The organism is Actinomyces gerencseriae DSM 6844 (assembly GCF_000429265.1).
Classification (GTDB): domain Bacteria; phylum Actinomycetota; class Actinomycetes; order Actinomycetales; family Actinomycetaceae; genus Actinomyces; species Actinomyces gerencseriae.
Genome location: NZ_KE386871.1, coordinates 20,961 through 43,618 on the forward strand (window position 1 = coordinate 20,961; position 22,658 = coordinate 43,618).

Sequence of the window (22,658 nt, forward strand, 5' to 3'; positions counted from 1 at the left end):
AGTCCTCCTTCAGGACGCGGTGCTGGGCGGCACCGTGCAGGTCATGGGCGGTCATGAGCAGGTCGTGAGCGGGTACTGAGCCGCGCCGCGAGGCACTGAGGCGAGACCCCGGCGGCTGGCCGCCGAGGAGCGCTCAGCCACGCAGGCGGGCGAGCTCGGAGACCAGCTGGGGCACGACCTCGGTCACGTCCCCCACGACGCCGAAGTCCGCCATCTCGAAGATCGGGGCCTCGGAGTCGTCGCACACCGCCACGATGGTTCCGGCGCCCTGGATCCCGCTGGTGTGGTGGACGGCGCCGGACACGCCCAGACCGATGTACAGCCGCGGGGAGATCGTCTCCCCGGTCTGACCGATCTGCGCGGACCGCTCGACCCATCCCTCGTCGCAGGCCACTCGCGTGGCGCCCACGGCCGCGCCCAGCGAGTCGGCCAGGGATCGCACCAGGTCGAAGTCGCCGTCCACGCCGCGTCCGCCCACGACGACGGTGCGCGCTCCGGCCAGGTCCGGACCGGCGGTCGCCGCGGCGCGCTCGCGGGAGACGAGCCGCACGGCCGCCGCCTCCGCGCTCAACGGGACGTCCAGGGGCTCGGCCCGCAGCGCTGCGGAGCCGTCGGCCGTTCCATCCGTCGTCCCCCCGGAGGCGACCTCGACGGATCCGGGGCGCACGGCCACGACCGGCGCGCGCCCGTCCCGGGCGGCGGCCGGCGCGATCGACACGGTGACCGCCCAGGATCCGGACAACGCGAGCCTGGAGGCGCGCACATCGCCGTTCGTGACCCGCAGGTCGGTCACGTCGGCGGCGCAGGCGGAGTCCATGAGCACGGCGGCGCGCCCGGCGACCTCCTTGCCCCGGTAGTCGCCGGAGACCAGCACCGCACCGGGGGCGGTCTCGCGCGCGGCCGCGACGACGGCGTCGGCGGAGGCGGGGGCCTGCGCCCGCTCGCCGCCCACGTCGGCGATCAGCAGGCGGGTGGCGCCCGCAGCGGCCAGGGCGGCCGAGGCGGCGGCCTCGACCGGGCCCAGGACAAGGGCGACGACATCGCCGGCGGTCAGCGTCCGTGCGGCGGTGACGAGCTCGAGGGCGGGGCCGGTCGGGAGGGCGCCGTCGAGGTCGGCGAGCACGAGCACGGGCGCATCAAGAGTCTCGGACATGATCTTCTCCTTGTGGTCCTCGGTGTACGCGTCGGCCGCTCAGACGAGCCCGCCGTCCACCAGCCAGGCGGCGAGCTCGCGCCCGGCCTCCCCGGCGTCGGTGCGGATGATGCCGGCCTGACGGGCGGGCCGCTCCTCGGCCTCGACGACGGCGACGGCGGCCCCGCGCGGCTCGATGCCCAGGTCCCCCAGGTCCCAGGCGTCCACGGGCTTCCTCCGGGCGGCGCGCATGGCGGCGAAGTTGGGATAGCGCGGCTCGTTGGCCTGGTCGGTCACGGACACGAGCGCGGGCAGGGGGGCCGAGAGGACCTCCTTCAGCGCGCCGGTGGCGCGGGTGACGGTGATCCCCTCGGCGCCGGCCTCCAGGGAGCTCGCCAGCGTCAGGGCGGGCACGTGCAGGGCCGCGGCCAGGGCTCCGGGCAGCATGGAGGTCATGGCGTCCAAGGAGGCCATACCGGTGACGACCAGGTCCACATCACCGGTGCCGGCTCCCGGTCCCACCCCGCCGATGCGTCCGATGGCGGCGGCCAGCGCACGCGCAGTGGTCACGACGTCGGCCCCGGCCAGGTCGTCGTCGCTGACGACGACCCCGGAGTCGACCCCCATCTGGAGCGCGCGGCGGACGGCGTCCTCGGCGTCCTCGGGCCCCATGGTCAGGGCCACGACCCGACCGCCGAGGTCCTCGACGAGACCGACGGCGGCCTCGACTGCGTTCTCATCAAGCTCGTTGAGGACATCGTCCTCCCCCCGGACGAGGCGGGAGTCCTCGAGGCGTCGCTCGGACTGCACGTCGGGGACGTGCTTGATGCAGACCACAATTTTCATGCGTCCAAGATTGCCATATCCGGATGCCGGCGCCGGTGAGCACTGGGTCACGCATCTCGGGCCACCGCGCCCCGGCCCGCACGCACTCGCACCGAGCGTCCACCGCACGCCCGCCGCACGAACACTGCACAATCCCTGCATATCCGCTGCGCGTCCACTACGCTCCCACCAGTTCACGGAGCTCGAGGCGTGTGCCACGCCCGCCTCGAGTGGCCGTCGCGCGACTGCGCCTCGACAATAGAGCCCATGTCCCCCACGTTAGAGCCGCAGCCGGCCGCCCGAGCAGCCTCCGACGCGTCGGACCGCATCCGCCTGGGCGCCACCCTGACCGGGGACGGCGCCGATTTCGCCCTCGCCGCGCCGCACGCGACCGCCGTCGATCTGTGCCTGATCGAGACGGACGCCGCGGGCGGGATCGTCTCCGAGCGCAGGATCGGCCTGCGCGGCCCGAGGCTCGGCATCTGGGACGCCCATGTGCCCGGCGTGCGCGCCGGGCAGCGCTACGGCTACCGCGTCCACGGGCCGTGGAACCCCTCCGAGGGCCTGCTGTTCAATCCCCGCAAGCTTCTTCTCGATCCCTACGCGCGCGCTCTGGACGGCAAGCCGACCCTGGGGCCCGAGCTGTACGCGCACGCCGTCGACGACGACCTCTCCCCCGCCTTCGTGCCATTCGCTCCCTCCGAGCTCGACTCCGCCGGACGCGTCGCCCTCGGCGTGGTCACCGGTGAGCAGTTCACGGTCGTGCCCGGCCCCAGGGTGCCCTACGGCCGCACCGTCATCTACGAGACCCATGTCAAGGGGCTCACCCACGACATGCCCGGCGTGCCGCCCGAGCTGCGCGGCACCTACGCGGGTGTGGCCCATCCGGCCACGATCGAGCACCTGCGCTCGCTGGGCGTGACCACCATCGAGCTGCTGCCCATCCACGCCGCCTTCTCCGAGACCTTCCTGCTCAAGCGCGGACTCACCAACTACTGGGGGTACTCGACGCTGTCCTACTTCGCCCCGGAGCCCGCCTACGCCACCGCCGCGGCGCAGGCGGCCGGCCCCCAGGCGGTCCTGGACGAGGTCCGCGGCATGGTCTCCCTGCTCCACGAGGCCGGCCTGGAGGTGATCATGGACGTGGTCTACAACCACACCTGCGAGTCGGGGGCGGACGGTCCGAGCCTGTCTCTGCGCGGTCTCGACAACCTGGAGTACTACCTCCACGCCCCGCACCGCCCGGCCCAGTACATCGACGTCACGGGCACCGGCAACACGGTGGACTTCCGCTCCACGCGGGCCGTCCAGCTGGCTCTCGACTCACTGCGCTACTGGGCCGGCGACGTCGGCATCGACGGCTTCCGCTTCGACCTGGCGGTCGCCCTGGGGCGGAACGCCGCGGAGTTCCACGCCCGCCACCCGCTGCTCATCGGCATGGCCACGGACCCGATCCTGGGCGGCGTCAAGCTGATCGCCGAGCCGTGGGACATCGGCCCGGGCGGCTGGCGCACCGGAGAGTTCCCCCTGCCCTTCCACGACTGGAACGACCGCTACCGGGGCACGGTGCGCTCCTTCTGGCTGCGCGACGCCTCGGAGATGTCCAAGGGGCGCCCGGGCTCCGACCTGCGGGACCTGGCCACGCGCCTGTCGGGCAGCGCCGATACGTTCGGCTACGGGGAGTGCCCCGGCGGGCGAGGACCGCTGGGAAGCGTCAACTTCGTCACCGCCCACGACGGCTTCACCCTGCGCGACCTGGTCTCCTACGACTACAAGCACAATCTCGCCAATGGCGAGGACAATCGCGACGGCACCGACGACAACCGGTCCTGGAACCACGGCTTCGAGGGGCCGCTGCGCGAGGGGATGGACGGCGGCCCCATCGAGATGCTGCGACGCCGCTCCTCCCGCAATATCCTGGCCACCCTGTTCGTCAGCGCGGGCATGCCGATGCTCCTGGGCGGCGACGAGATGGGCCGCACCCAGGACGGCAACAACAACTCCTACTGCCAGGACTCCCCGATCTCCTGGTACGACTGGGACCTGGCGCCATGGCAGTGCGACCTGCTGGCCACCGCCCGGTTCCTCGTGAGACTGCGCGAGAGCCACCCCGTCCTACGGCCGGAGGCCTTCGCCACCGGTGCCGCGCCGAGGGGCGACACGCTGCCCGACCTGTCCTGGTTCCGCGCGGACGGCGTCCCCATGGACTCCGACGCCTGGCACGACCCGTGGACGCGCGTGATCCAGATGCTGCGCAACGGCGGACCGCTGGCGGACAACGACCTGCTGGTGGTCATCAACGGCTGGCTCGATCAGGTCGACGTCACGCTGCCCGACGGCCACGGCACGGACTGGCACCTGTCCTGGGACTCCACCTGGGCGGTGCCGCGCCCGCACACCTCCGCCTTCGCACTGGCCCACCGGGTCAGCCGCGGAGCGGCCCGCACCCGGGCGATCAGGCCGGCGCAGGACAGACCGCCCCGCTCCGCCGAGTGCCGACACGACCGCCCCGGGGACACCACGACCCTGGACGCGCTGAGCATGCGGATCTACCTGTCCGGTGAGGTGCTGGAGCCCCGGGAGGGCCGTCCCACCACCCCCTGACGCCCGAGCCGACCGGTGCGCCCCCCGGTCGGGCCGCCCCCGGGCGCCCCCGTTCTCGGGAGGCCTTCGTCGCCGGCTCGGAGTTCCCAGGCGGCCGGATCAGTCCGAGCGTCCCTGCGGACGGCGGGGCGGGGGGGGCGTCCGATGGGGCCGGCGCCGCGGTCCGCCTGCGAGACCTCATCGTCGCGGAGGCCCTCACAATCCCCGCCCTGCCGACCACTCGGTGCGGGCTCCGGCGGGCACCGCGGGGCGAGTCCCCTGCTCGCGGCGCTCCCGCGCCCCGCTCGGGGCGCACCAGGGCGTACGCGAGTCGCACTCGCGGGCGACGTCGGGAGGTGGGCGGGCGCGCACGCGGCACCGTTCCCGGGCTCCTCCCCGAGCTCATTCAGTGGCGATGGCCTGGAGGACCGGCAGCCGGAGGGCCCGCAGCGCCGGCCACAGGGCGGCGAGGACCCCGACGACGATGGCGGCCGCGAGCATGATCATCAGCTGCGGCCACGGGATGGCCAGCTCGGTGAGCCCCCGGTCGGCCAGGACCGAGCGCAGCGCCCCGGCCAGCAGTACGCCGACGGCCCCGCCCAGGACGGTTCCGTAGACGGCGGTCAGGACGGACTCGCACATGATCTCGCCGGTCACCTGGGCGCGGCCCAGGCCGACGGCCCGCATGAGCCCGATCTCGCGAGTCCTCTCACTGACCGACAGGACGAGGGTGTTGACGATGCCGAGCACGGCGATGACCAGGGACAGGCCCAGCAGTGCGTAGAGCACGGCCAGCATCTGGTCGGCGGTCTGGCCGACCTGGTCGGAGAGCTCGTTGGCGTCCAGGACCTCGAAGACGTACGCCGGCGCGACGATCTCCCGGATCTCGGACTGCACGGCGCCCATGTCGGCGCCGTCGGCGAGCGAGATGAACAGTCCCTGCGGGGAGGCCAGGACCTCTCCCGGGTCGGCCGATATCGGCACGGTCCACGAGCCCACCGCGGCCGCGACCCCGGGCGTGGCGTAGAGCGTGCCGATGAGCCCCTTGGAGTCGGCGACCGCCGAGACGGTGGCCGTCACCGAGCCCGTCGGCCCGGTGATCGTGACCCGGTCGTCGAGCTGCAGGCCGGAGTCGGCGAAGGCGGCCACGTGCGTGTCGTCGAGGGAGTCCAGCGAACCGGCGGTCACGCCCGGGTCGTAGAAGTCGGAGTAGCGCTGCGGGTCGATCGCGACCATGTAGCCCGTGCTCTCGCCGCCGTCCGGCATCGTGGTGGTGACCGAGGAGACGGCGTAGCCGGTGGCCTCCTCCACACCGTCGAGCGCACTGATCCTCTCGGTCATCTCGGCGGGCAGAGGAGTGAGCTGCCCCGACGAGGTGGGCGCCCGCACCAGGAGGTCGGCGCGCATGGAATCGTTGACGATCCCGGAGATCGAGGCCTGCATGGAGGCCGCGATGATGCTCCCGGCGCACACGAGCGCCATGCCGACGACCAGCGCCGCCGAGGTCGCGGCCGTCCGGCGGGGCGCCGCGGCGAGGTTGCGCGCCGCCAGGCGCCCGACGGGGCGCATGAGGCGCAGCGGCATGGCCAGGACGGCGATGGTCCGGCGGGCGAGCACCGGGGAGCAGACGAGAAGCCCGAGGACGAGGGCACCCGCACCGGCGCCCAGCACGGTCGTCCGGCGGGACAGGTCCTCGTCGACCCAGGCGACGATCACGACCGCCAGGCCCGCCGCCGCGAGGACGGCCCCGATGCCGCCGCGGACCCACAGGGGCTTTTCACGCGCCCCCGCGGTCCCCCGCATGGCCTCCACCGGCGGGGTGAGGGCGGCGTCGCGAGCGGGCAGGAGGGCACCCACGATGGTCACCAGGAGACCGATGGCGATCGAGGTGGCGATGACGCCGCTCGTCATGGGCACCCCGCCGCCCGGCAGGGGCATGCCATAGGCCTCCAGGCCGGCCACGAGCAGCCGTGTCAGGCCGACTCCGCCCGCGACGCCGATGAGCGAGCCGACCAGGCCGATGACGACGGCCTGGAACAGCACCGTGCCGAACACGGATGCGGGCGAGGCCCCGACGGCTCGCAGCAGGGCGAACTCCTTCTGGCGCTGGCGCACGCTCATGGCGAAGGTGTTCATGATGATGAACGAGCCGACGAACATGGCCAGGACCACGAAGACCAGGAGGAAGGTCTGGACGTAGCCGAGGATCGACTCGACGTAGGCGTTCTGCTCATCGATGCGCTCGGCGCGGGTCTGCAGACGCGCGGAGTCGGGGAGCAGGGCCGTGATCTGCTGGCGCACGGACGCGGCGTCCGCGCCATCGGCCATGTTGATCTCGATCTGCGAGACCTTGCCGTCAGGGGCGGCCAGTCCCATGATCCAGTCGGGGTCGCCGGCGACGAGCGTGGCTCCGGCCATCGAGGTGCCGAAGGTGAACTCCCCGACCACCGTGACCTCGGAGGGGGTGCCGTTGACGACCAGGTGGGTCTGATCCCCGACGGCCAGGCCCGAGCGCTTCAGGGCGTCGGACTCCAGGGTGATCTCATCGCTCCCGGAGGGGGCCCGGCCCGCGACCACCCTCCGCTCCGGCTCATCGGGGAAGGCCGGGACGATGATGGTCGGAGCGCCGGTGGAGGTCACGGGGGACCCGTCGGCCCCGACGAGCGTCCCGTTCAGCGACGAGGCCGCGTGGGAGGTGCTGACGCCGTCGATCCCGGCGATCCGCTCGGCGAGCGCTCCGTCGATCTTCTCCGTCAGGACCCCGCCGCCGCCGCTGGACTGCGCGCTCCGGATCGGCTGCCCCGTCACGTAGAGGTCGGCCGTTATCGTCGAGGACATCAGTGCGGAGAAGGTGTCCGACAGGACTCCGCGCAGGGCGAGGGTGCCCGAGAGGAAGGTCACTCCGAGAACGACGGCGAGCGCCGTCAGCAGGAACTGCCCGGCGTGAGCGCGCACCGAGCGCAGGGCGACCCGGATCATAGCGCCGCCCCCTGCGCACCCGCGGGGCCGGCGGCGGGGCCATCGCCCGGAGGAGTCGGGACGGCTCCTGCGGTACTACCGGCGGTGCCGGCGGACCGCCCGCGCCCGATGCTCCCGCCTCCGGGCGAGCCCAGGTCGTGCAGGGCCTCCAGGACCCGGTCGCGGTCCGGATCGTTCATCTCCGCCACGACCCGCCCGTCGCGCAGGAAGAGCACGGTGTCCGCCCAGGCCGCCGCCTCAGCCTCGTGAGTCACCATGACGACGCTCTGGTCGAAGTCATCGACGCTGGAGCGCAGGACCCTCAGGACCTGCTCGGTCGCCCGCGAGTCGAGGTTCCCGGTCGGCTCGTCGGCGAAGACCACCGCGGGGCGGCCCACGATGGAGCGGGCGCAGGCCGTGCGCTGGACCTGGCCGCCGGAGAGCTCGGCGGGCCGGTGGGACAGGCGGTCCGACAGACCGACCGCCTCGACGACCTGGTCGAAGCGGCTGCGCTCGACCTTCCGACGGGCGATGTCCAGGGGCAGGGTGATGTTCTCCCCGGCCGTCAGGGAGGGAACCAGGTTGAAGGACTGGAACACGAAGCCGATGCGCTCGCGCCGCAGCCTGGTCAGTCGCCGCTGGCTCATGGAGGTGATCTCCTGCCCGTCCAGGGCGATCGTCCCCGAGGTGGCGGACTCCAGGCCCGCCAGGCAGTGCATGAGGGTCGACTTGCCCGACCCCGAGGGCCCCATGATCGCGGTGAAACGGGCGCGCGCGATGGAGACGTCCACCCCGTCCAGCGCGGTCACGGCGTTCTCGCCGCGCCCGAAGACCTTGAACAGGGCGCGCGCGGTGACGACCGGGTCATCGACCGGGGCGTGCTCGATCAGACCGGTGCTCCCCCGGTCGCGCCGCCGAGCCGGGTCGGGTCCCCCGCGGCGCCCTGCGGAGAAGTTGTCACTGCGATCCTGCGCGTGCCTGGTCATGACGGAAGTCTGTCACAGGCCCGCCCCTGAGACGCATCAGGGGGTTCCCGGACCCGCGTCCGCATGCGCGACCGCATTCCGGAGAGCGGGACGGAGTCGGGCACCGGGCGGATATGGTCCAGGTATCGTGTGATGCCGCTCCCAGCAACGCCATTGAAGCCGCGGCGCCCCATGCCCCCTGGGCCGCATCCGGGACCGCCGGCGCCCCGACCCCGCGGGTCTCGTCCTGGGCACCGTGTTCTTCATCCTGGCCCTGACGCCCTCGCTGCTGCCCCGCGACGTGCTCTCCCAGGGGGCGCCCTGCGGGCTGTGCGCGGGGACCGGTTACCCGCTGGGGGTCTGGCTGTCCTGGAACTGGCGCACCTGAATCCGCGCGGCGGCCGGGATCCTGTGGGAGTCCAGCGGCCGGAGTCCGCCCGAGTGGCGGCCGCAGTGGAAGCGGCGCGCGGAGATCGCCCTGAGCACGGTGGTGGTTCTGGCGCTCAACGGGATCCCCCTCCGCGCGGTTCACTGGCAGCAGCAGGTCGCCGCCCTGGTGGTCGAGGAGCCGAAGCGCACCGGGGGCGGCCTCCCGCTCGGCAATCATGATCGCTCCGACAACGGGGACCGGCTGGGTGGACCCGGTGGCCGCCCTGTCCCTGGAGGCCCTCTACGACGGCGATACGGCAATCGCCGCCGCCCAGTACTCCTATCTGCCCTCGGGCGTGCAGTTCATCGCCGACACCGATAGGACGCGCGCCTCGGGCAGAGCACTGGTCACCGCCGTCGTCGCCTGGTGGAGGACTCTCCCGGAGGAAGAGCGCCCCAGGCTCCTGCTGTACGGGGAGTCACTCGGAGTCGTGGCGGGCGAGGCCGCCTTCTCGGACCTGTCCGATGTCCTGGAGAGCGTTGACGGCGTCCTGTGGGTGGGACCTCCCAATTCCTCCCGGCTGTGGCGCGACCTCGTCACCCGGCGGGACCCGGGGACTCGTGAGGCGGATCCCGTCTACTCCGCGGGGCTGACGGTGCGCTTCGCTCAGGACCGCGACGAGATGGAGTCCTTCATCGGGGACGGCGCATGGGGCGATCACCGCATCCTCTACGTCCAGCATTCCAGCGATCCGGTGGTGTGGTGGTCGCCTCGGCTCGTGCGCGATCAGCCCGACTGGCTGCGCGAGCGGGCGGGCGCGGACCGCTCCTCCGCCATGCACTGGATGCCCTGCATCACCTTCTTCCAGGTCAGCGCCGACCTGCCGCGAGCCACGAACGTCCCTCACGGTCACGGGCACCACTACGGCACCGAGATCCTGGACGGCCTGGCCCTGGTGTCCCACGACGGGTCCTTCACCGCCGAACGCGTGGTGCAGGCGCGCCACGAGCTGGATCTCGCCCTGACCGGCCAGCCGGCGGACGACCGACGCCCGGTCGCGAGGGGCGGGGAGCGGCAAGTCCCCCTACGACCACCCGGACATGTGCTGACGCCCGGTCGCGAGGGGCGGGGAGGAGAACGGTGCGCGCCGGGCGCGCCATCCGATGCCCCGGGACGATTCTCTAGGATGACCCCATGACTCAGACCCCCACCGCGGCCGAGGAGGCCCTGGCCACCGCCGTCGACGACGCGTCCCTGGCCCGCTCGATCGCCCGCTCCACCGAGATCGAGGCCGACATCGCCGTCAACCCCGGCCGCTACCGGATGTTCACCGGGGTCCGCCCCACCGGGAACATGCACCTGGGCCACTACTTCGGCACCATGCACTCCTGGAGGACGATTCAGGACGCGGGCGTGGACACCTGGATCCTCGTGGCCGACTATCAGGTCATCACCGACCGCGACGCCGTCGGCCCCATCCGCGAGCGCGTCCTGTCCCTGGTCACCGACGCCCTGGCCGTGGGCGTGGACCCGCGGCGCTCGACGATCTTCGCCCACTCCGCGGTCCCGGCGCAGAACCAGCTGATGCTGCCCTTCCTGTCCCTGGTCACCGAGTCCGAGCTCCACCGCAACCCCACGGTGAAGTCCGAGCTGGAGGCCACCGAAGGACGCGCCATGAGCGGTCTGCTGCTCACCTACCCCGTCCACCAGGCCACCGACATCCTCTTCTGCCAGGCCAATCTCGTGCCGGTGGGCAAGGACCAGCTCCCCCATCTGGAGCAGGCCCGCCTCATCGCCCAGCGCTTCGACAAGCGCTACGGGCGGGCCGTCGAGGACCACCCGGTCTTCCGTCGCCCCGAGGCGCTGCTCAGCCGGGCCCCGATGCTGCTGGGCCTGGACGGGGAGAAGATGAGCAAGTCGCGGCGCAACACGATCGAGCTGCGCATGAGCGCCGACGAGACCGCCAAGGCCCTGAGGAAGGCCAAGACCGACTCCGATCGGGTCATCACCTACGATCCGGCCGCCCGCCCGGAGGTGGCCAACCTGCTCACGCTGGCCTCCCTGTGCGGTGCCGGGGAGCCGCAGGAGATCGCCGAGCGCATCGGCGACGGCGGGGCGGGAATGCTCAAGAGGATCACCACCGAGGCGGTCAACGAGTTCTTCGCCCCGATACGCGCTCGACGCGCCGACCTGGCCGCCGACGAGGGCTACCTGCTCCACGTGCTCCACGCCGGGAACGAGAGGGCGAACGCCGTGGCGAATGAGACGCTGGCGGCCGTGCGCGCCGCCATGGGCATGGACTACCGAGCCTGCATCGAGCCCCTGCGAGCCCCTGCGAGCCCCTACAGAGTCCGCCGGGATCCGCCCATGACCGACATCGTCCTGCACGACCTGGAACCGGAGGAGCTCGATTCACCCGAGCTGCGGAGCCTGCTGCGGCTGGCGACCGACTACGACGATGCCCGGCTGTCCCGTCTCCTCGTCGAGGAGCTGCCCCGACTCACGGTCCTGACGGCGATTCCCGCGGCGGTCGGCGAGGGGCCGCCCGTGGCCCTGGCCGCCTACGCGCCGCCGGCCCCCGGGCCGAGCCCGTCGCGTCCCTCGGCGACCATCGAGTACCTCGCCACCGCCGAGACCCATCGGCTCCGGGGGCTGGCGAGCGCTCTCATCGCCGAGATCAGGCGGCGGCACCCGGGGGCCGCCGTGCGCGCCCGGACCGATGACGACGCGATCGGCTTCTATCGCGGGATGGGATTCCTCGTCCGCCCGGCCCCGGCCGACCCGCGCTGGCCGGGGCGGAGGCGCTACGACTGCCTGCTCGCTCCACGCTCCCCCCGCTGACATCGCGGCGGCGAGGCCGGAATCATCCCGACTCCTCGGGCCCGAGGGGCCGAGGGGCCGAGGGCGAGTCGTGAGCCGCTCAGAACCGATCTCGACACGGAACTCGACCGATCTCGACGAAGAGACGCGCGGGGCAGATGTGACTCAACCGAGTCCGACCCCGTAGGCTTGTCCTGTGACTGCGAACACCACGCGCAACGCCGCGCCTCAGCCCCCCGCCCCCCCGACCGACGCAGCCGCGCCGCAACCAGCACCCTACGCACCGGTTGGCCGCATTCCGGTGACCGAGGTCTTCCCCGTCGTGGAGGACGGGCGGTGGCCGGCCAAGGCCGTGCCCGGCGAGGTGATGCCGATCCGCGCCACCGTCTTCCGCGAGGGCCACGACTCCTTCGGCGCCACCGCCGTCCTCGTGCGCCCCGACGGCACCGACGGACCGCGCGCCCGCATGGTGGAGATCCTGCCCGGCCTGGACCGCTACGAGGCCCGTCTGGCCCCCGACGCGCCCGGCGACTGGGGCCTGCGGGTCGAGGGCTGGTCCGACCCCTACGCCACGTGGGCGCACGCCGCGGGCATCAAGGTCCCCGCCGGCGTCGACGCCGTTCTCATGCTCGAGGAGGGCGCGCGCGTGCTGGACCGCGCCGCCGCCCTTCCGGGCCGCGACCCGGACGACGCCGCCATCCTGGCGCGGGCCGCCGAGCGTCTGCGCGACGAGTCCCTGCCCGACGGCGAGCGCCTCGACGCCGGCCTGGCGGACGCCGTCGTCGAGGTCCTGGACCGACTCCCGCTGCGCGACCACGTCTCCCCCTCCGCCACCTACCCGCTCCAGGTGGACCGCGAGCGCGCACTGGCCGGATCCTGGTACGAGATCTTCCCCCGCTCGCTCGGCAGCGGCTCCGACTCCCAGGGCGTCTGGCACACCGGCACCCTGCGCACCGCCGCCGAGCGGCTCGACCGCATCGCCGCCATGGGGTTCGACGTCCTCTACCTCACCCCGATCTCCCCCATCGGCGCCACCAACCGCAAGGGCCGCAACAACACCCTCCACGCCCGCCCCGACGACCCGGGCTCCCCCTACGGCATCGGCTCCCCCGACGGCGGTCACGACGCCATCCATCCCGACCTGGGCACCTTCGACGACTTCGACGCCCTGGTCGCACGGGCCGGCGAGCTCGGCATGGAGGTCGCCCTGGACCTGGCCCTCCAGTGCTCCCCGGACCACCCGTGGGTGAAGGAGCACCCCGAGTGGTTCACGATCCTGGCCGACGGCTCGATCGCCTACGCGGAGAACCCGCCCAAGAAGTACCAGGACATCTACCCCCTGAACTTCGACAACGACCCCGAGGGCATCTACGCCGCGATCCTCCAGGTCGTGCGCACCTGGATCGACCACGGCGTGACGATCTTCCGCGTCGACAACCCGCACACCAAGCCGTTGACGTTCTGGCAGCGCCTCATCCGCGAGATCCGCTCCACCAACCCCGAGGTGCTCTTCCTGGCCGAGGCCTTCACCCGTCCGGCCATGATGCGCACCCTGGGCGAGATCGGCTTCCACCAGTCCTACACCTACTTCGCCTGGCGCAACACCAAGCAGGAGCTCATCGACTACGTCGTCGAGCTCTCCCAGGACACGGCTCACATCCTGCGCCCCGCGTTCTGGCCGACCACCCACGACATCCTCACCCCCTTCATGACCGACGGGCAGGTGCCGGCCTTCAAGCTGCGGGCCGTCCTGGCGGCCACCCTGTCCCCGACGTGGGGCATCTACTCCGGCTACGAGCTGGCCGAGTCGATCCCGCGCCCCGGCTTCGAGGAGCAGATCGACAACGAGAAGTACGAGTACAAGCCGCGCGACTTCGCCGCCGCCCGCGGCAACGGCATCGAGGACCTGCTCACGCGCCTGAACGCCGCCCGCGCCGCGCACCCCGCCCTGCGTCAGCTGCGCGACATCTGGTTCCACCCCACCAGCGACGACGCCCTCATCGCCTACTCCAAGCGGGTCGACGCCGCGCACTCGCCCACGGGCGAGGACGACGTCGTGCTGACCGTGGTCAACCTGGACCCGCACAGCGCTCGCGAGGGCGAGGTCTACCTCAACCTGGTGCAGCTGGGTCTGCCCGGGGACACCGACGGCTCGCTGCCCTGTCTGCGGGTGACCGACGAGCTCACCGGTGCGGAGTTCGAGTGGAGCGGCACCAATTACGTGCGTCTCGACCCGTTCGCCGGGCACGTCGCGCACGTCCTGCACGTCGAGCCCCTCTGAGCCGGGGCGCGTCGTCGGGGCGGTGGGCCCCGACGACGCGCTGCGGCCCGACTCCGCTCGCCGCCCTCCCAGAAAGGTCACTCCACTCCCGAAAGGTCACCGTGTCCGTTCCCGCCTCCCCGGTCTCCGGCACCGCTCCCGTCCCCGGCACGCGCCCCATCACCCGCCCCGTGCCCGTGGTCGCACCCGTCTCGGGCGCGTCGAACGCGCCCGCCATGACGGGGAGGGCCTTCGCGCCCGCGACCTTCATCCCCGGCGTTCCCGATCTTCCGCCGCAGCCCCGCCCCGGTCTGTCGGCGGATCCGCAGTGGTTCCGCACCGCCGTGTTCTACGAGGCGCTGCTGCGCTCCTTCGCGGACTCCGACGGCGACGGCATCGGGGACTTCCCGGGACTGGCCTCCCGTCTGGACTACCTGGCGTGGCTGGGCGTGGATGCGATCTGGATCCCGCCCTTCTACCCCTCCCCCATGCGCGACGGCGGCTACGACATCTCCGACTACACGGACATCGACCCGCGCTACGGCACCATGGAGGACTTCCGCGACCTGGTGCACCAGGCCCATGAGCGCGGCATCCGCATCATCATCGACATGGTCCTCAACCACACCTCGGACGCCCATCCCTGGTTCCAGGCCTCGCGCAGCGACCCCGAGGGCCCCTTCGGCGACTTCTACGTGTGGGCCGACGACGACTCCGGCTACGCCGACACCCGGATCATCTTCATCGACACCGAGGAGTCGAACTGGTCCTACGACGTCGAGCGCGGCCAGTTCTTCTGGCACCGGTTCTTCTCCCACCAGCCCGACCTCAACTACGACAACCCCGCCGTCGTCGAGGCCATTCACGACGTCATCCGCTTCTGGGCCCGCACCGGCGTCGACGGCTTCCGCCTGGACGCCCTGCCCTACCTCGTCGAGAGCGAGGGCACCAACTGCGAGAACCTGCCGGGCACGCACGCCATCGTCGCGGGAATCCGCGAGATGCTCGATCACGAGTTCCCCGGCGCCATCACGCTCGCCGAGGCCAATCAGTGGCCGGTCGACGTCGTGGAGTACTTCGGCACCCCCGAGGCGCCCGAGTGCACCATGTGCTTCAACTTCCCGGTGATGCCGCGGATCTACTACGCCCTGCGCGAGGGCTCGTCGAAGGCGGTCCGCGAGGTCCTGGACGCCACCCCGAGCATCCCGGCGCACGGCCAGTGGGGCACCTTCCTGCGCAACCACGACGAGCTGACCCTGGAGATGGTCACCGACGACGAGCGCACTATGATGTACCAGTGGTACGCCCCCGAGGACCGCATGCGCGCAAACATCGGCATTCGTCGGCGCCTGGCGCCGCTTCTGGACGCCTCGCGCGCCGAGACCGAGCTCGCCATGGCGCTGCTGCTGTCGCTACCGGGCTCGCCGTGCCTGTACTACGGCGACGAGATCGGAATGGGCGAGAACATCTGGCTGGAGGACCGCGACGCGGTGCGCACCCCCATGCAGTGGGACGTCTCGCCGAACATGGGGTTCTCCTCGGCGCCCGATCCCGGAGCGCTCACCCTGCCCATCATCCGGGCGCCCGGCTACCGGCACATGACGGTGTCCACGGAGCTCCGGCGCCCCGACTCGCTGCTGCACTGGACCCGCCGCATGCTCCACGTGCGCCGCGCCCACCCCGTGCTGGGCCGCGGCGAGTTCCTCATGCGGGACACCACCGACGACGCCGTGCTGGCCCACACGCGCCACGAGGAGGAGGGCCCCAGCGGAGAGCCCGGGGAGACCCTGCTGTGCGTGGCGAACCTGGCCGACTCCCCGCGCTGCGCGATCATCGCGCTGCCCGATCTGGCGGGCCGGACCACCACCGACGTCCTGGGCGGGGCGGCGTTCCCGGCGGTCGGGCCGGACGGCCGCCTGACACTCACGCTGGGCGCCCGCGGCTACTACTGGTTGACTGTCGATCCCGAACGCAAGGAGGCGATGGGCGATGACACCCACCGAGTCGACTGATTCACCTGAACTCACCGAGCCCGCCGGGCGCCAGGCCGGCCCGGCCCCGGTCTGGCCCGCCGACGCGTCGCTCCTGGCGGCGCTGGCCCCGTGGATGGCGCGGCGGCGCTGGTACCCGCTCAAGGGGGGCTCCTCGCCGGAGCCCCGCGACCTGACCCTGATCGGCGACCGGGAGCTGGCCCCGGGTGTGCGCGATCTGCTGGTGGCCGTTCCCCGCGCCGGGGCCCCGTCCGTGCTCGTCCACGTGCCGCTGGTGCTCGAGACCGGCGACGCGCTGGCCCGCTACCGGGTCGACGGGGAGGCGCCCGGCGGCGAGGGGCTGACCGTCACGGGGCCCGACGGCGCCGAGACCGCCCTCATCGACGGCCCCCACCACCCCGCCTTCTGGCGGGCCTGGGCGCAGGCCGTCCTGGAGGCGGGAACCGTCCTGGACGCCACCGGCGCGCGCGCCATCGGCCAGCGCGCCGAACGACTGCGGGTGACCACCGGCGAGCAGTCGAACACCAGCGTCGTGCTGCCCGCCCCGGCATCCGACCGGGACGCGGGAGGGCCGGAGGACGCCGCGACGGACGGTCTCATCGTCAAGCTCCTGCGGGTGCTGGCACCGGGTCGCAACCCCGACGTGGAGGTCTCGGTGGCGCTGGCCGGAGACGGCTGGGACCGGGTACCCGCGCCGGTGGCCTGGTCCACCTTCGAGTGGCACGATCCGGCCACCGGCGCCCGCAGCTCGACCGACTCGGCGGTGGCCTGCACCTTCATCCCCCGCGCCGACGACGGCTTCGAGCTGTTCTGCTCCCTGGCCGCCGACGACGACGGGCCGCACGGCCCGGTGCGCGCCAGGGCGCGGGCCCTGGCGGCGGATCTGGGGGCGACTACCGCCCAGATGCACCGGCACCTCGCCGCGGCCCTGGGCGCGGGCGCGCCGCAGCCGCCGGCCGAGCTGGCACGGGCCCTGCGCCGACGCGCCGCCTGGGCGCTCCAGGAGGTCCCGGCACTGGCCGAGCGCCTGCCCGGCCTTCACGAGGCGGTCGAGGAGGTCCCGGACCGGGTGGCCGGGCTCGACCGGCTCGACCCGCCCACCCGCATTCACGGCGACTACCACCTCGGGCAGGTCCTTCACGAGGTCGCGGACCCCGAGGCCGGCGAGGGCCGCTGGTTCGTCCTGGACTTCGAGGGGGAGCCGCTGCGCCCCCTGGCCGAGCGCAGCCGTGCGGATCAGCCGTTGCGCGACGTCGCCGGAATGCTGAGGTCCTTCGACTACGCGGCCGCGGTCGGCGGGGTCGCCGACCTCGGCTGGCTCGACGCCGTGCGCGCGGCCTATCTCAGCGCCTACGAGGAGTCCTCCCCCGAGCGCGATGGAACCGGTCGGCGCGTCGCGACCACCCTGCTGGCCGCGCTCGAGCTGGACAAGGCCCTCTACGAGGCGGTCTACGAGGCCCGCAATCGCCCCGACTGGATCGAGATCCCCCTACGGGGCCTGCAGCGCATCCTCGACGCTCCCGCAACGGCGTGAGTGGGGGGAGATAAGGACCTCATCGCCCGCCTCCCAGCACGTCCCGATAAATCTCAGCACAAAGACTCCCCTCACCCGCCCCCCACATGGAAGAGTGTGACCATGACCGATGTCGCCGCACCCGAGCCCGTCCCCGCCCGCACACCCGTTCACGTCGACCCCTGGGTCCTCGCGGATGTCGCCTATGCGCGTTACTACAATCCGCATGAGGTCCTCGGCGCGCATGTCGGGGAGGAGGGCGTCACCATTCGCACGGTGCGTCATCTGGCCGACGCCGTCGCCGTCGTCACCGCCGAGGGCACCTTCCCCGCCGAGCACGAGCAGGACGGGGTGTGGGTGACCGTGGTGCCCGGTGATTCCGTGCCGGACTACCGCGTCAAGGTGACCTACGGGGAGGAGACCACCACGGTCGACGACCCGTACCGCTTCCTGCCGACCCTGGGGGAGATGGACACCTACCTCATCTCCGAGGGCCGTCACGAGGGCCTGTGGGAGGTCCTCGGAGCGCACCTGAGGCACTACTCGGGCCCGATGGGCGAGGTCGAGGGCGTCGCCTTCGCCGTGTGGGCCCCCAACGCCCGCGCCGTGCGGGTCGTCGGCGACTTCAACTACTGGGACGGCACCGCCTCGGCGATGCGCTCACTGGGCTCCTCCGGCGTGTGGGAGCTGTTCGTGCCGGGGGTGGGCGTCGGCGCCCGCTACAAGTTCGAGATCTGCTTCGGCGACGGCTCCTGGCACCAGAAGGCCGACCCGCTGGCGCGCGCCACCGAGGTGCCCCCCGCCACGGCGAGCGTGGTCACCGACCGCTTCCACGAGTGGGGCGACGACGACTGGATGGCCAAGCGCGCGGTCACCGACCCCCATGCGGGGCCCATGAGCATCTACGAGGTGCACGTCGGCTCCTGGCGCCAGGGGCTGGGGTACCGCGGGCTGGCCGACGAGCTCGTGCCCTACGTCAAGGAGGCCGGCTTCACCCACGTGGAGTTCCTGCCCGTGGCCGAGCACCCCTTCGGCGGCTCCTGGGGCTACCAGGTGAGCGGTTACTACGCGCCCACCGCGCGCTTCGGAACGCCGGATGACTTCCGCTACCTGGTCGACCGGCTCCACCGAGCGGGCATCGGCGTCATCCTGGACTGGGTGCCGGCCCACTTCCCCAAGGACGAGTGGGCCCTGGCCCGGTTCGACGGCACGGCCCTGTACGAGGATCCGGATCCCCAGCGCGGCGAGCACCCGGACTGGGGGACCTACGTCTTCAACTTCGGACGCAATGAGGTGCGCAACTTCCTGGTCGCCAACGCCCTGTACTGGATGGACGAGTTCCACGTCGACGGACTGCGCGTGGACGCCGTCGCCTCGATGCTGTACCTGGACTACTCGCGCAAGGAGGGCCAGTGGCACCCCAACCAGTTCGGGGGCCGGGAGAACCTCGAGGCGATCAGCTTCCTCCAGGAGGCCACGGCGACGGCCTACAGGAAGAATCCCGGCACGGTCATGATCGCCGAGGAGTCCACCGCCTGGCCCGGCGTCACCGCCCCCACCGAGTACGGCGGGCTCGGCTTCGGGCTGAAGTGGAACATGGGGTGGATGAATGACACCCTGCGCTACCTCGCCGAGAAGCCCATCAACCGGCGCTACCACCACGGGGAGCTCACCTTCTCCCTGGTCTACGCCTTCTCCGAGCAGTTCGTCCTGCCGATGAGCCACGACGAGGTCGTCCACGGCAAGGGCTCGCTGCTGTCCAAGATGCCCGGCGACCCCTGGCAGGAGCTGGCGGGCATGCGCGCCCTGTTCGCCTACCAGTGGTCCCATCCCGGCAAGCAGCTGCTGTTCATGGGACAGGAGTTCGGTCAGGGCACCGAGTGGAACGCGGAGAACTCGCTGGACTGGTGGATCCTGGACGACCCCGGCCACCAGGGCCTGCTCCATCTGGTGAGCGACCTCAACCGCTTCTACACCGACTCCCCCGCGCTGTGGGCGGACGACTTCTCGCACCGGGGCTTCGAGTGGATCGAGGCGGGCGACGGCGACCACAACGTCCTGTCCTACCTGCGCAAGGGCACCGGGCCCGACGGTCGTGCCGACCTGGTGGTCTGCATCATCAACTTCGCGGGAACCCCGCACGAGGGATACCGGGTCGGTCTGCCCTTCGCGGGCGAGTGGGACGAGGTCATCAATACCGACGCCCCCGAGTACGGCGGTTCCGGCGTGGGCAACCTGGGGCGCCTCGAGGCCGAGGAGCTTCCCTGGAACGGTCGTCCCGCATCGGTGCGGCTGCGCGTGCCCCCGCTCGGCGCGGTGTTCCTGCGCCCCTCGCAGAGCTGAGACGGCGAGCGGCCGACGCAGCGGCCGCGATCCGGCGACCAACGCATGCGTCGCGAAGGGGGCGGCGACCGGATCATCCGGTCGCCGCCCCTCCTTTCGCCGAGATCGGTTCAGTTCCGCATCGAGATCGGTTCGTACTCGCACCGAGAAACTGCGAACCCCGCACGAAGCAGAGCCGATCGGCGGATCCCGTCGGACCCGCGCATGCATTCCGCGGTCGATGCTGGAGCCGATCCCATAGCCGGTCCGACCGATGGACCCGCGATCGATGCCCCGGCCGCCCCCGTGGCCGATTCCTGTGAGCCACCCGTGTCCGGAAAGACACCACCTCGACGAGCAAGCCCCGACCCGGGCCGCTAGGCTCATGATGTCGGCGAATGGGCCCGGTCGGTGGTGCTTCCGCGCCGCTCGACCCGCTCCTCTCTCGTTGTACACCTTTTCGGCACACCTTTTCGCCGCCGTTGCGCATCCGCAGCAACGATGTCCCCAATGCAGTCTGACAAGGGAAGAAAGATGACGCAGAACCTGGTCCAGACCGTGCCCTCCCAGGTGCGGTCCGTCTCGGGTCACCCCGCCGACGCCTCGACTCAGATGGAGGTGTGGCAGGGCCTGTCCGCCGCCGTCGTCGACGCCATTGCGGGCAACTGGCACGCGACCGAGCAGAAGTACCGCGCCGGCCGGATGGAGCACTACTTCTCCGCCGAGTTCCTCATGGGACGCGCGCTCCTGAACAATCTGACCAACCTCGGCCTGGTCAAGGAGGCGGAGGAGGCGGTGAGCGCCTTCGGCCAGAACCTCTCCGACATCCTCGAGCAGGAGCCCGACGCCGCGCTGGGCAACGGCGGCCTGGGGCGCCTCGCCGCCTGCTTCCTCGACTCCTGCGCCACCCTCGATCTCCCGGTCGCCGGCTACGGCATCCTCTACCGCTACGGCCTGTTCAAGCAGCTCTTCTCCGACGGCTTCCAGACCGAGCACCCCGATCCGTGGATGGAGGAGGGCTACCCCTTCATCATCCGCCGCGAGGAGGCCCAGCGGGTCGTGCGCTACAACGACCTGGTGGTGCGCGCGGTCCCCTACGACATGCCGATCGTCGGCTACGGCACGAAGAACGTCAACACGCTGCGCCTGTGGCGAGCGGAGAGCATCGAGGAGTTCGACTACGACGCGTTCAACTCCCAGCGCTTCACCGACGCGATCGTCGAGCGCGAGCGCACGGCGGATATCTCCCGCGTCCTGTACCCCAACGACACGACGTACGAGGGCAAGGTCCTGCGCGTACGCCAGCAGTACTTCTTCTGCTCGGCCTCCCTCCAGGAGATCGTCGATGACTACGTGGCGCACCACGGGGACGATCTCACCGGTTTCGCCGAGTTCAACTCCGTCCAGCTCAACGACACCCACCCGGTCCTGGCCATCCCCGAGCTCATGCGCCTGCTCATGGACGAGCACCACCTGGGCTGGGACGACGCCTGGGGAGTCGTGTCCAGGACCTTCGCGTACACCAACCACACGGTGCTCGCCGAGGCGCTGGAGACCTGGGAGATCTCGATCTTCGAGCAGCTCTTCCCGCGCATCATGGAGATCATCCGGGAGATCGACCGTCGCTTCCGCGCCGACCTGACCGCCCGCGGGATCGGCCGGGACGTCATCGACTACATGGCGCCGATCTCCAACTCCAAGGTCCACATGGCCTGGATCGCCTGCTACGCCTCGTACGCCATCAACGGCGTCGCCGCCCTGCACACCGACATCCTCAAGCGCGACACCCTCAAGGACTGGTACGCGATCTGGCCGGAGCGCTTCAACAACAAGACCAACGGTGTCACCCCCCGCCGGTGGCTGCGCGAGTGCAATCCGCGCCTGTCCGCCCTTCTGGACGAGGTCACCGGCTCCGACGCCTGGGTGAAGGACCTCTCCCTCCTGGAGGGCTACTCCGGGGCCGCCGACGACGCCGTCCTCGACCGCCTGGCCGAGGTCAAGCACGCCAACAAGACGGATTTCGCCGCCTGGATCGCCTCGCGCGAGGGCGTCGAGATCGACCCGAACGCGATCTTCGACGTGCAGATCAAGCGCCTCCACGAGTACAAGCGCCAGCTGCTCAACGCGCTCTACATCCTGGACCTGTACTTCCGCATGAAGGACGACCCCGACCTGAAGGTGCCGAAGCAGGTCTTCATCTTCGGCGCCAAGGCCGCCCCCGGCTACGTGCGCGCCAAGGCGATCATCAAGCTCATCAACACGGTGGGGGATCTGATCAACAACGACCCGGTCATCTCCAAGACGCTCAAGGTCGTGTTCGTCCACAACTACAACGTCTCCCCCGCCGAGCACATCATTCCGGCCGCCGACGTCTCCGAGCAGATCTCGATGGCGGGCAAGGAGGCCTCGGGCACGTCCAACATGAAGTTCATGATGAACGGGGCGCTCACGCTGGGAACCCTCGACGGCGCCAACGTCGAGATCCTGGACGCGGTCGGGCAGGACAACGCCTACATCTTCGGCGCCACCGAGGACGAGATCCCCGCCCTGCGCTCGACCTACGACCCGCATGCCGTCTACGAGACCGTCCCCGGCCTCAAGCGCGTCCTCGACGCCTTCATCGACGGCACCCTGGACGACAACGGCTCCGGCTGGTTCGCCGACCTGCGCCGCAGCCTGCTGGAGGCCTCCTACGAGCCCGCCGACGTCTACTACGTGCTGGGGGACTTCGCCGCCTACCGCGAGACGAAGGACCGCATGGCGGCGGACTACGCCGATCAGCGCGCCTGGCAGCGCAGGGCGTGGATCAACATCACCGGTTCCGGCCGTTTCTCCTCCGACCGCACGATCAGCGACTACGCCAGGCTCTGGAACATCCGGCCCGAACCGATCGCCTGATCCGTTCCGCGCCCCTCAGCG

13 protein-coding genes and 1 pseudogene are annotated in these 22,658 nt (G+C 71.5%); 10 read left to right on the plus strand and 4 right to left on the minus strand.

Translation table 11 applies throughout. The features are described from left to right. Positions 1-133 precede the first annotated feature (133 nt). Positions 134-1,153 (minus strand): electron transfer flavoprotein subunit alpha/FixB family protein, encoded by a 1,020-nt coding sequence (locus G448_RS0109670; RefSeq protein WP_026407808.1) that lies wholly within the window; start codon positions 1,151-1,153, stop codon positions 134-136. Between the two features lie 39 nt (positions 1,154-1,192). Beyond that, the gene (locus tag G448_RS0109675; RefSeq protein WP_026407809.1) at positions 1,193-1,978 is read right to left on the minus strand and encodes an electron transfer flavoprotein subunit beta/FixA family protein; all 786 of its coding nucleotides are present in this window, start codon (positions 1,976-1,978) and stop codon (positions 1,193-1,195) included. 246 nt (positions 1,979-2,224) lie between these two features. Between G448_RS0109675 and glgX the strand changes: the two genes are divergently transcribed. Next, positions 2,225-4,561, plus strand: coding sequence for a glycogen debranching protein GlgX (glgX, locus tag G448_RS0109680; protein WP_026407810.1), 2,337 nt, complete (start codon positions 2,225-2,227; stop codon positions 4,559-4,561). Positions 4,562-4,942: 381 nt separating this feature from the next. Here the strand turns inward: glgX and G448_RS0109685 are convergent, their stop codons facing one another. Together G448_RS0109685 and G448_RS16075 are read right to left on the minus strand one after the other, a co-directional pair. Next, on the minus strand, positions 4,943-7,519 hold the full coding sequence (locus G448_RS0109685) for an ABC transporter permease (protein WP_026407811.1): 2,577 nt from the start codon (positions 7,517-7,519) through the stop codon (positions 4,943-4,945). Beyond that, positions 7,516-8,484 (minus strand): ABC transporter ATP-binding protein, encoded by a 969-nt coding sequence (locus tag G448_RS16075; protein ID WP_245572280.1) that lies wholly within the window; start codon positions 8,482-8,484, stop codon positions 7,516-7,518. Before G448_RS16075 ends, G448_RS0109685 begins: the two co-directional genes overlap by 4 nt. A 235-nt stretch (positions 8,485-8,719) precedes the next feature. Between G448_RS16075 and G448_RS18835 the strand changes: the two genes are divergently transcribed. The 9 genes and pseudogenes from G448_RS18835 to G448_RS0109725 all read left to right on the plus strand — a co-directional run bounded on the left by G448_RS18835 (position 8,720) and on the right by G448_RS0109725 (position 22,637). Further along, entirely contained in the window at positions 8,720-8,851 is a 132-nt protein-coding gene (locus tag G448_RS18835; protein ID WP_245572281.1) for an alpha/beta-hydrolase N-terminal domain-containing protein, read from the plus strand. 217 nt (positions 8,852-9,068) lie between these two features. Continuing rightward, the gene (locus G448_RS16080) at positions 9,069-10,031 is read left to right on the plus strand and encodes an alpha/beta-hydrolase family protein (protein ID WP_245572282.1); all 963 of its coding nucleotides are present in this window, start codon (positions 9,069-9,071) and stop codon (positions 10,029-10,031) included. Continuing rightward, a pseudogene (gene trpS, locus G448_RS16085) lies at positions 10,028-11,137 on the plus strand (tryptophan--tRNA ligase); the annotation flags it as partial. The gene G448_RS16080 and the pseudogene trpS, both read left to right, overlap by 4 nt. 63 nt (positions 11,138-11,200) lie before the next feature. Then, a complete protein-coding gene (locus tag G448_RS18420; protein WP_169720850.1) occupies positions 11,201-11,674 on the plus strand; it encodes a GNAT family N-acetyltransferase in 474 nt (157 codons plus the stop codon). 175 nt (positions 11,675-11,849) lie between these two features. After that, a complete protein-coding gene (locus G448_RS0109705; protein WP_026407812.1) occupies positions 11,850-13,934 on the plus strand; it encodes an alpha-1,4-glucan--maltose-1-phosphate maltosyltransferase in 2,085 nt (694 codons plus the stop codon). A gap of 215 nt (positions 13,935-14,149) precedes the next feature. Further along, on the plus strand, positions 14,150-15,925 hold the full coding sequence (treS, locus tag G448_RS16090) for a maltose alpha-D-glucosyltransferase (protein WP_156911026.1): 1,776 nt from the start codon (positions 14,150-14,152) through the stop codon (positions 15,923-15,925). Beyond that, positions 15,903-17,438: a 1,4-alpha-glucan-branching protein gene (locus G448_RS0109715; RefSeq protein ID WP_026407813.1), complete on the plus strand. Its 1,536-nt coding sequence runs from the start codon at positions 15,903-15,905 to the stop codon at positions 17,436-17,438. The genes treS and G448_RS0109715 overlap by 23 nt, the downstream gene beginning before the upstream one ends. Before the next feature lie 102 nt (positions 17,439-17,540). Then, positions 17,541-19,760 carry a 1,4-alpha-glucan branching protein GlgB gene (glgB, locus tag G448_RS0109720; RefSeq protein WP_211227995.1) on the plus strand — a complete coding sequence of 740 codons (2,220 nt, stop codon included), beginning with the start codon at positions 17,541-17,543 and terminating at the stop codon, positions 19,758-19,760. 513 nt (positions 19,761-20,273) lie between these two features. Further along, a complete protein-coding gene (locus tag G448_RS0109725) occupies positions 20,274-22,637 on the plus strand; it encodes a glycogen/starch/alpha-glucan phosphorylase (RefSeq protein WP_026407815.1) in 2,364 nt (787 codons plus the stop codon). The last annotated feature ends 21 nt before the right edge of the window (positions 22,638-22,658 follow it).

Coding starts and splice junctions, on each gene's coding strand:
- G448_RS0109670 (WP_026407808.1), bottom strand. CDS start 1,153: ATGTCCGAGACTCTTGATGCGCCCGTGCTCGTGCTCGCCGACCTCGAC.
- G448_RS0109675 (WP_026407809.1), bottom strand. CDS start 1,978: ATGAAAATTGTGGTCTGCATCAAGCACGTCCCCGACGTGCAGTCCGAG.
- glgX (WP_026407810.1), top strand. CDS start 2,225: ATGTCCCCCACGTTAGAGCCGCAGCCGGCCGCCCGAGCAGCCTCCGAC.
- G448_RS0109685 (WP_026407811.1), bottom strand. CDS start 7,519: ATGATCCGGGTCGCCCTGCGCTCGGTGCGCGCTCACGCCGGGCAGTTC.
- G448_RS16075 (WP_245572280.1), bottom strand. CDS start 8,484: ATGACCAGGCACGCGCAGGATCGCAGTGACAACTTCTCCGCAGGGCGC.
- G448_RS16080 (WP_245572282.1), top strand. CDS start 9,069: ATGATCGCTCCGACAACGGGGACCGGCTGGGTGGACCCGGTGGCCGCC.
- G448_RS18420 (WP_169720850.1), top strand. CDS start 11,201: ATGACCGACATCGTCCTGCACGACCTGGAACCGGAGGAGCTCGATTCA.
- treS (WP_156911026.1), top strand. CDS start 14,150: ATGACGGGGAGGGCCTTCGCGCCCGCGACCTTCATCCCCGGCGTTCCC.
- G448_RS0109715 (WP_026407813.1), top strand. CDS start 15,903: ATGACACCCACCGAGTCGACTGATTCACCTGAACTCACCGAGCCCGCC.
- glgB (WP_211227995.1), top strand. CDS start 17,541: ATGACCGATGTCGCCGCACCCGAGCCCGTCCCCGCCCGCACACCCGTT.
- G448_RS0109725 (WP_026407815.1), top strand. CDS start 20,274: ATGACGCAGAACCTGGTCCAGACCGTGCCCTCCCAGGTGCGGTCCGTC.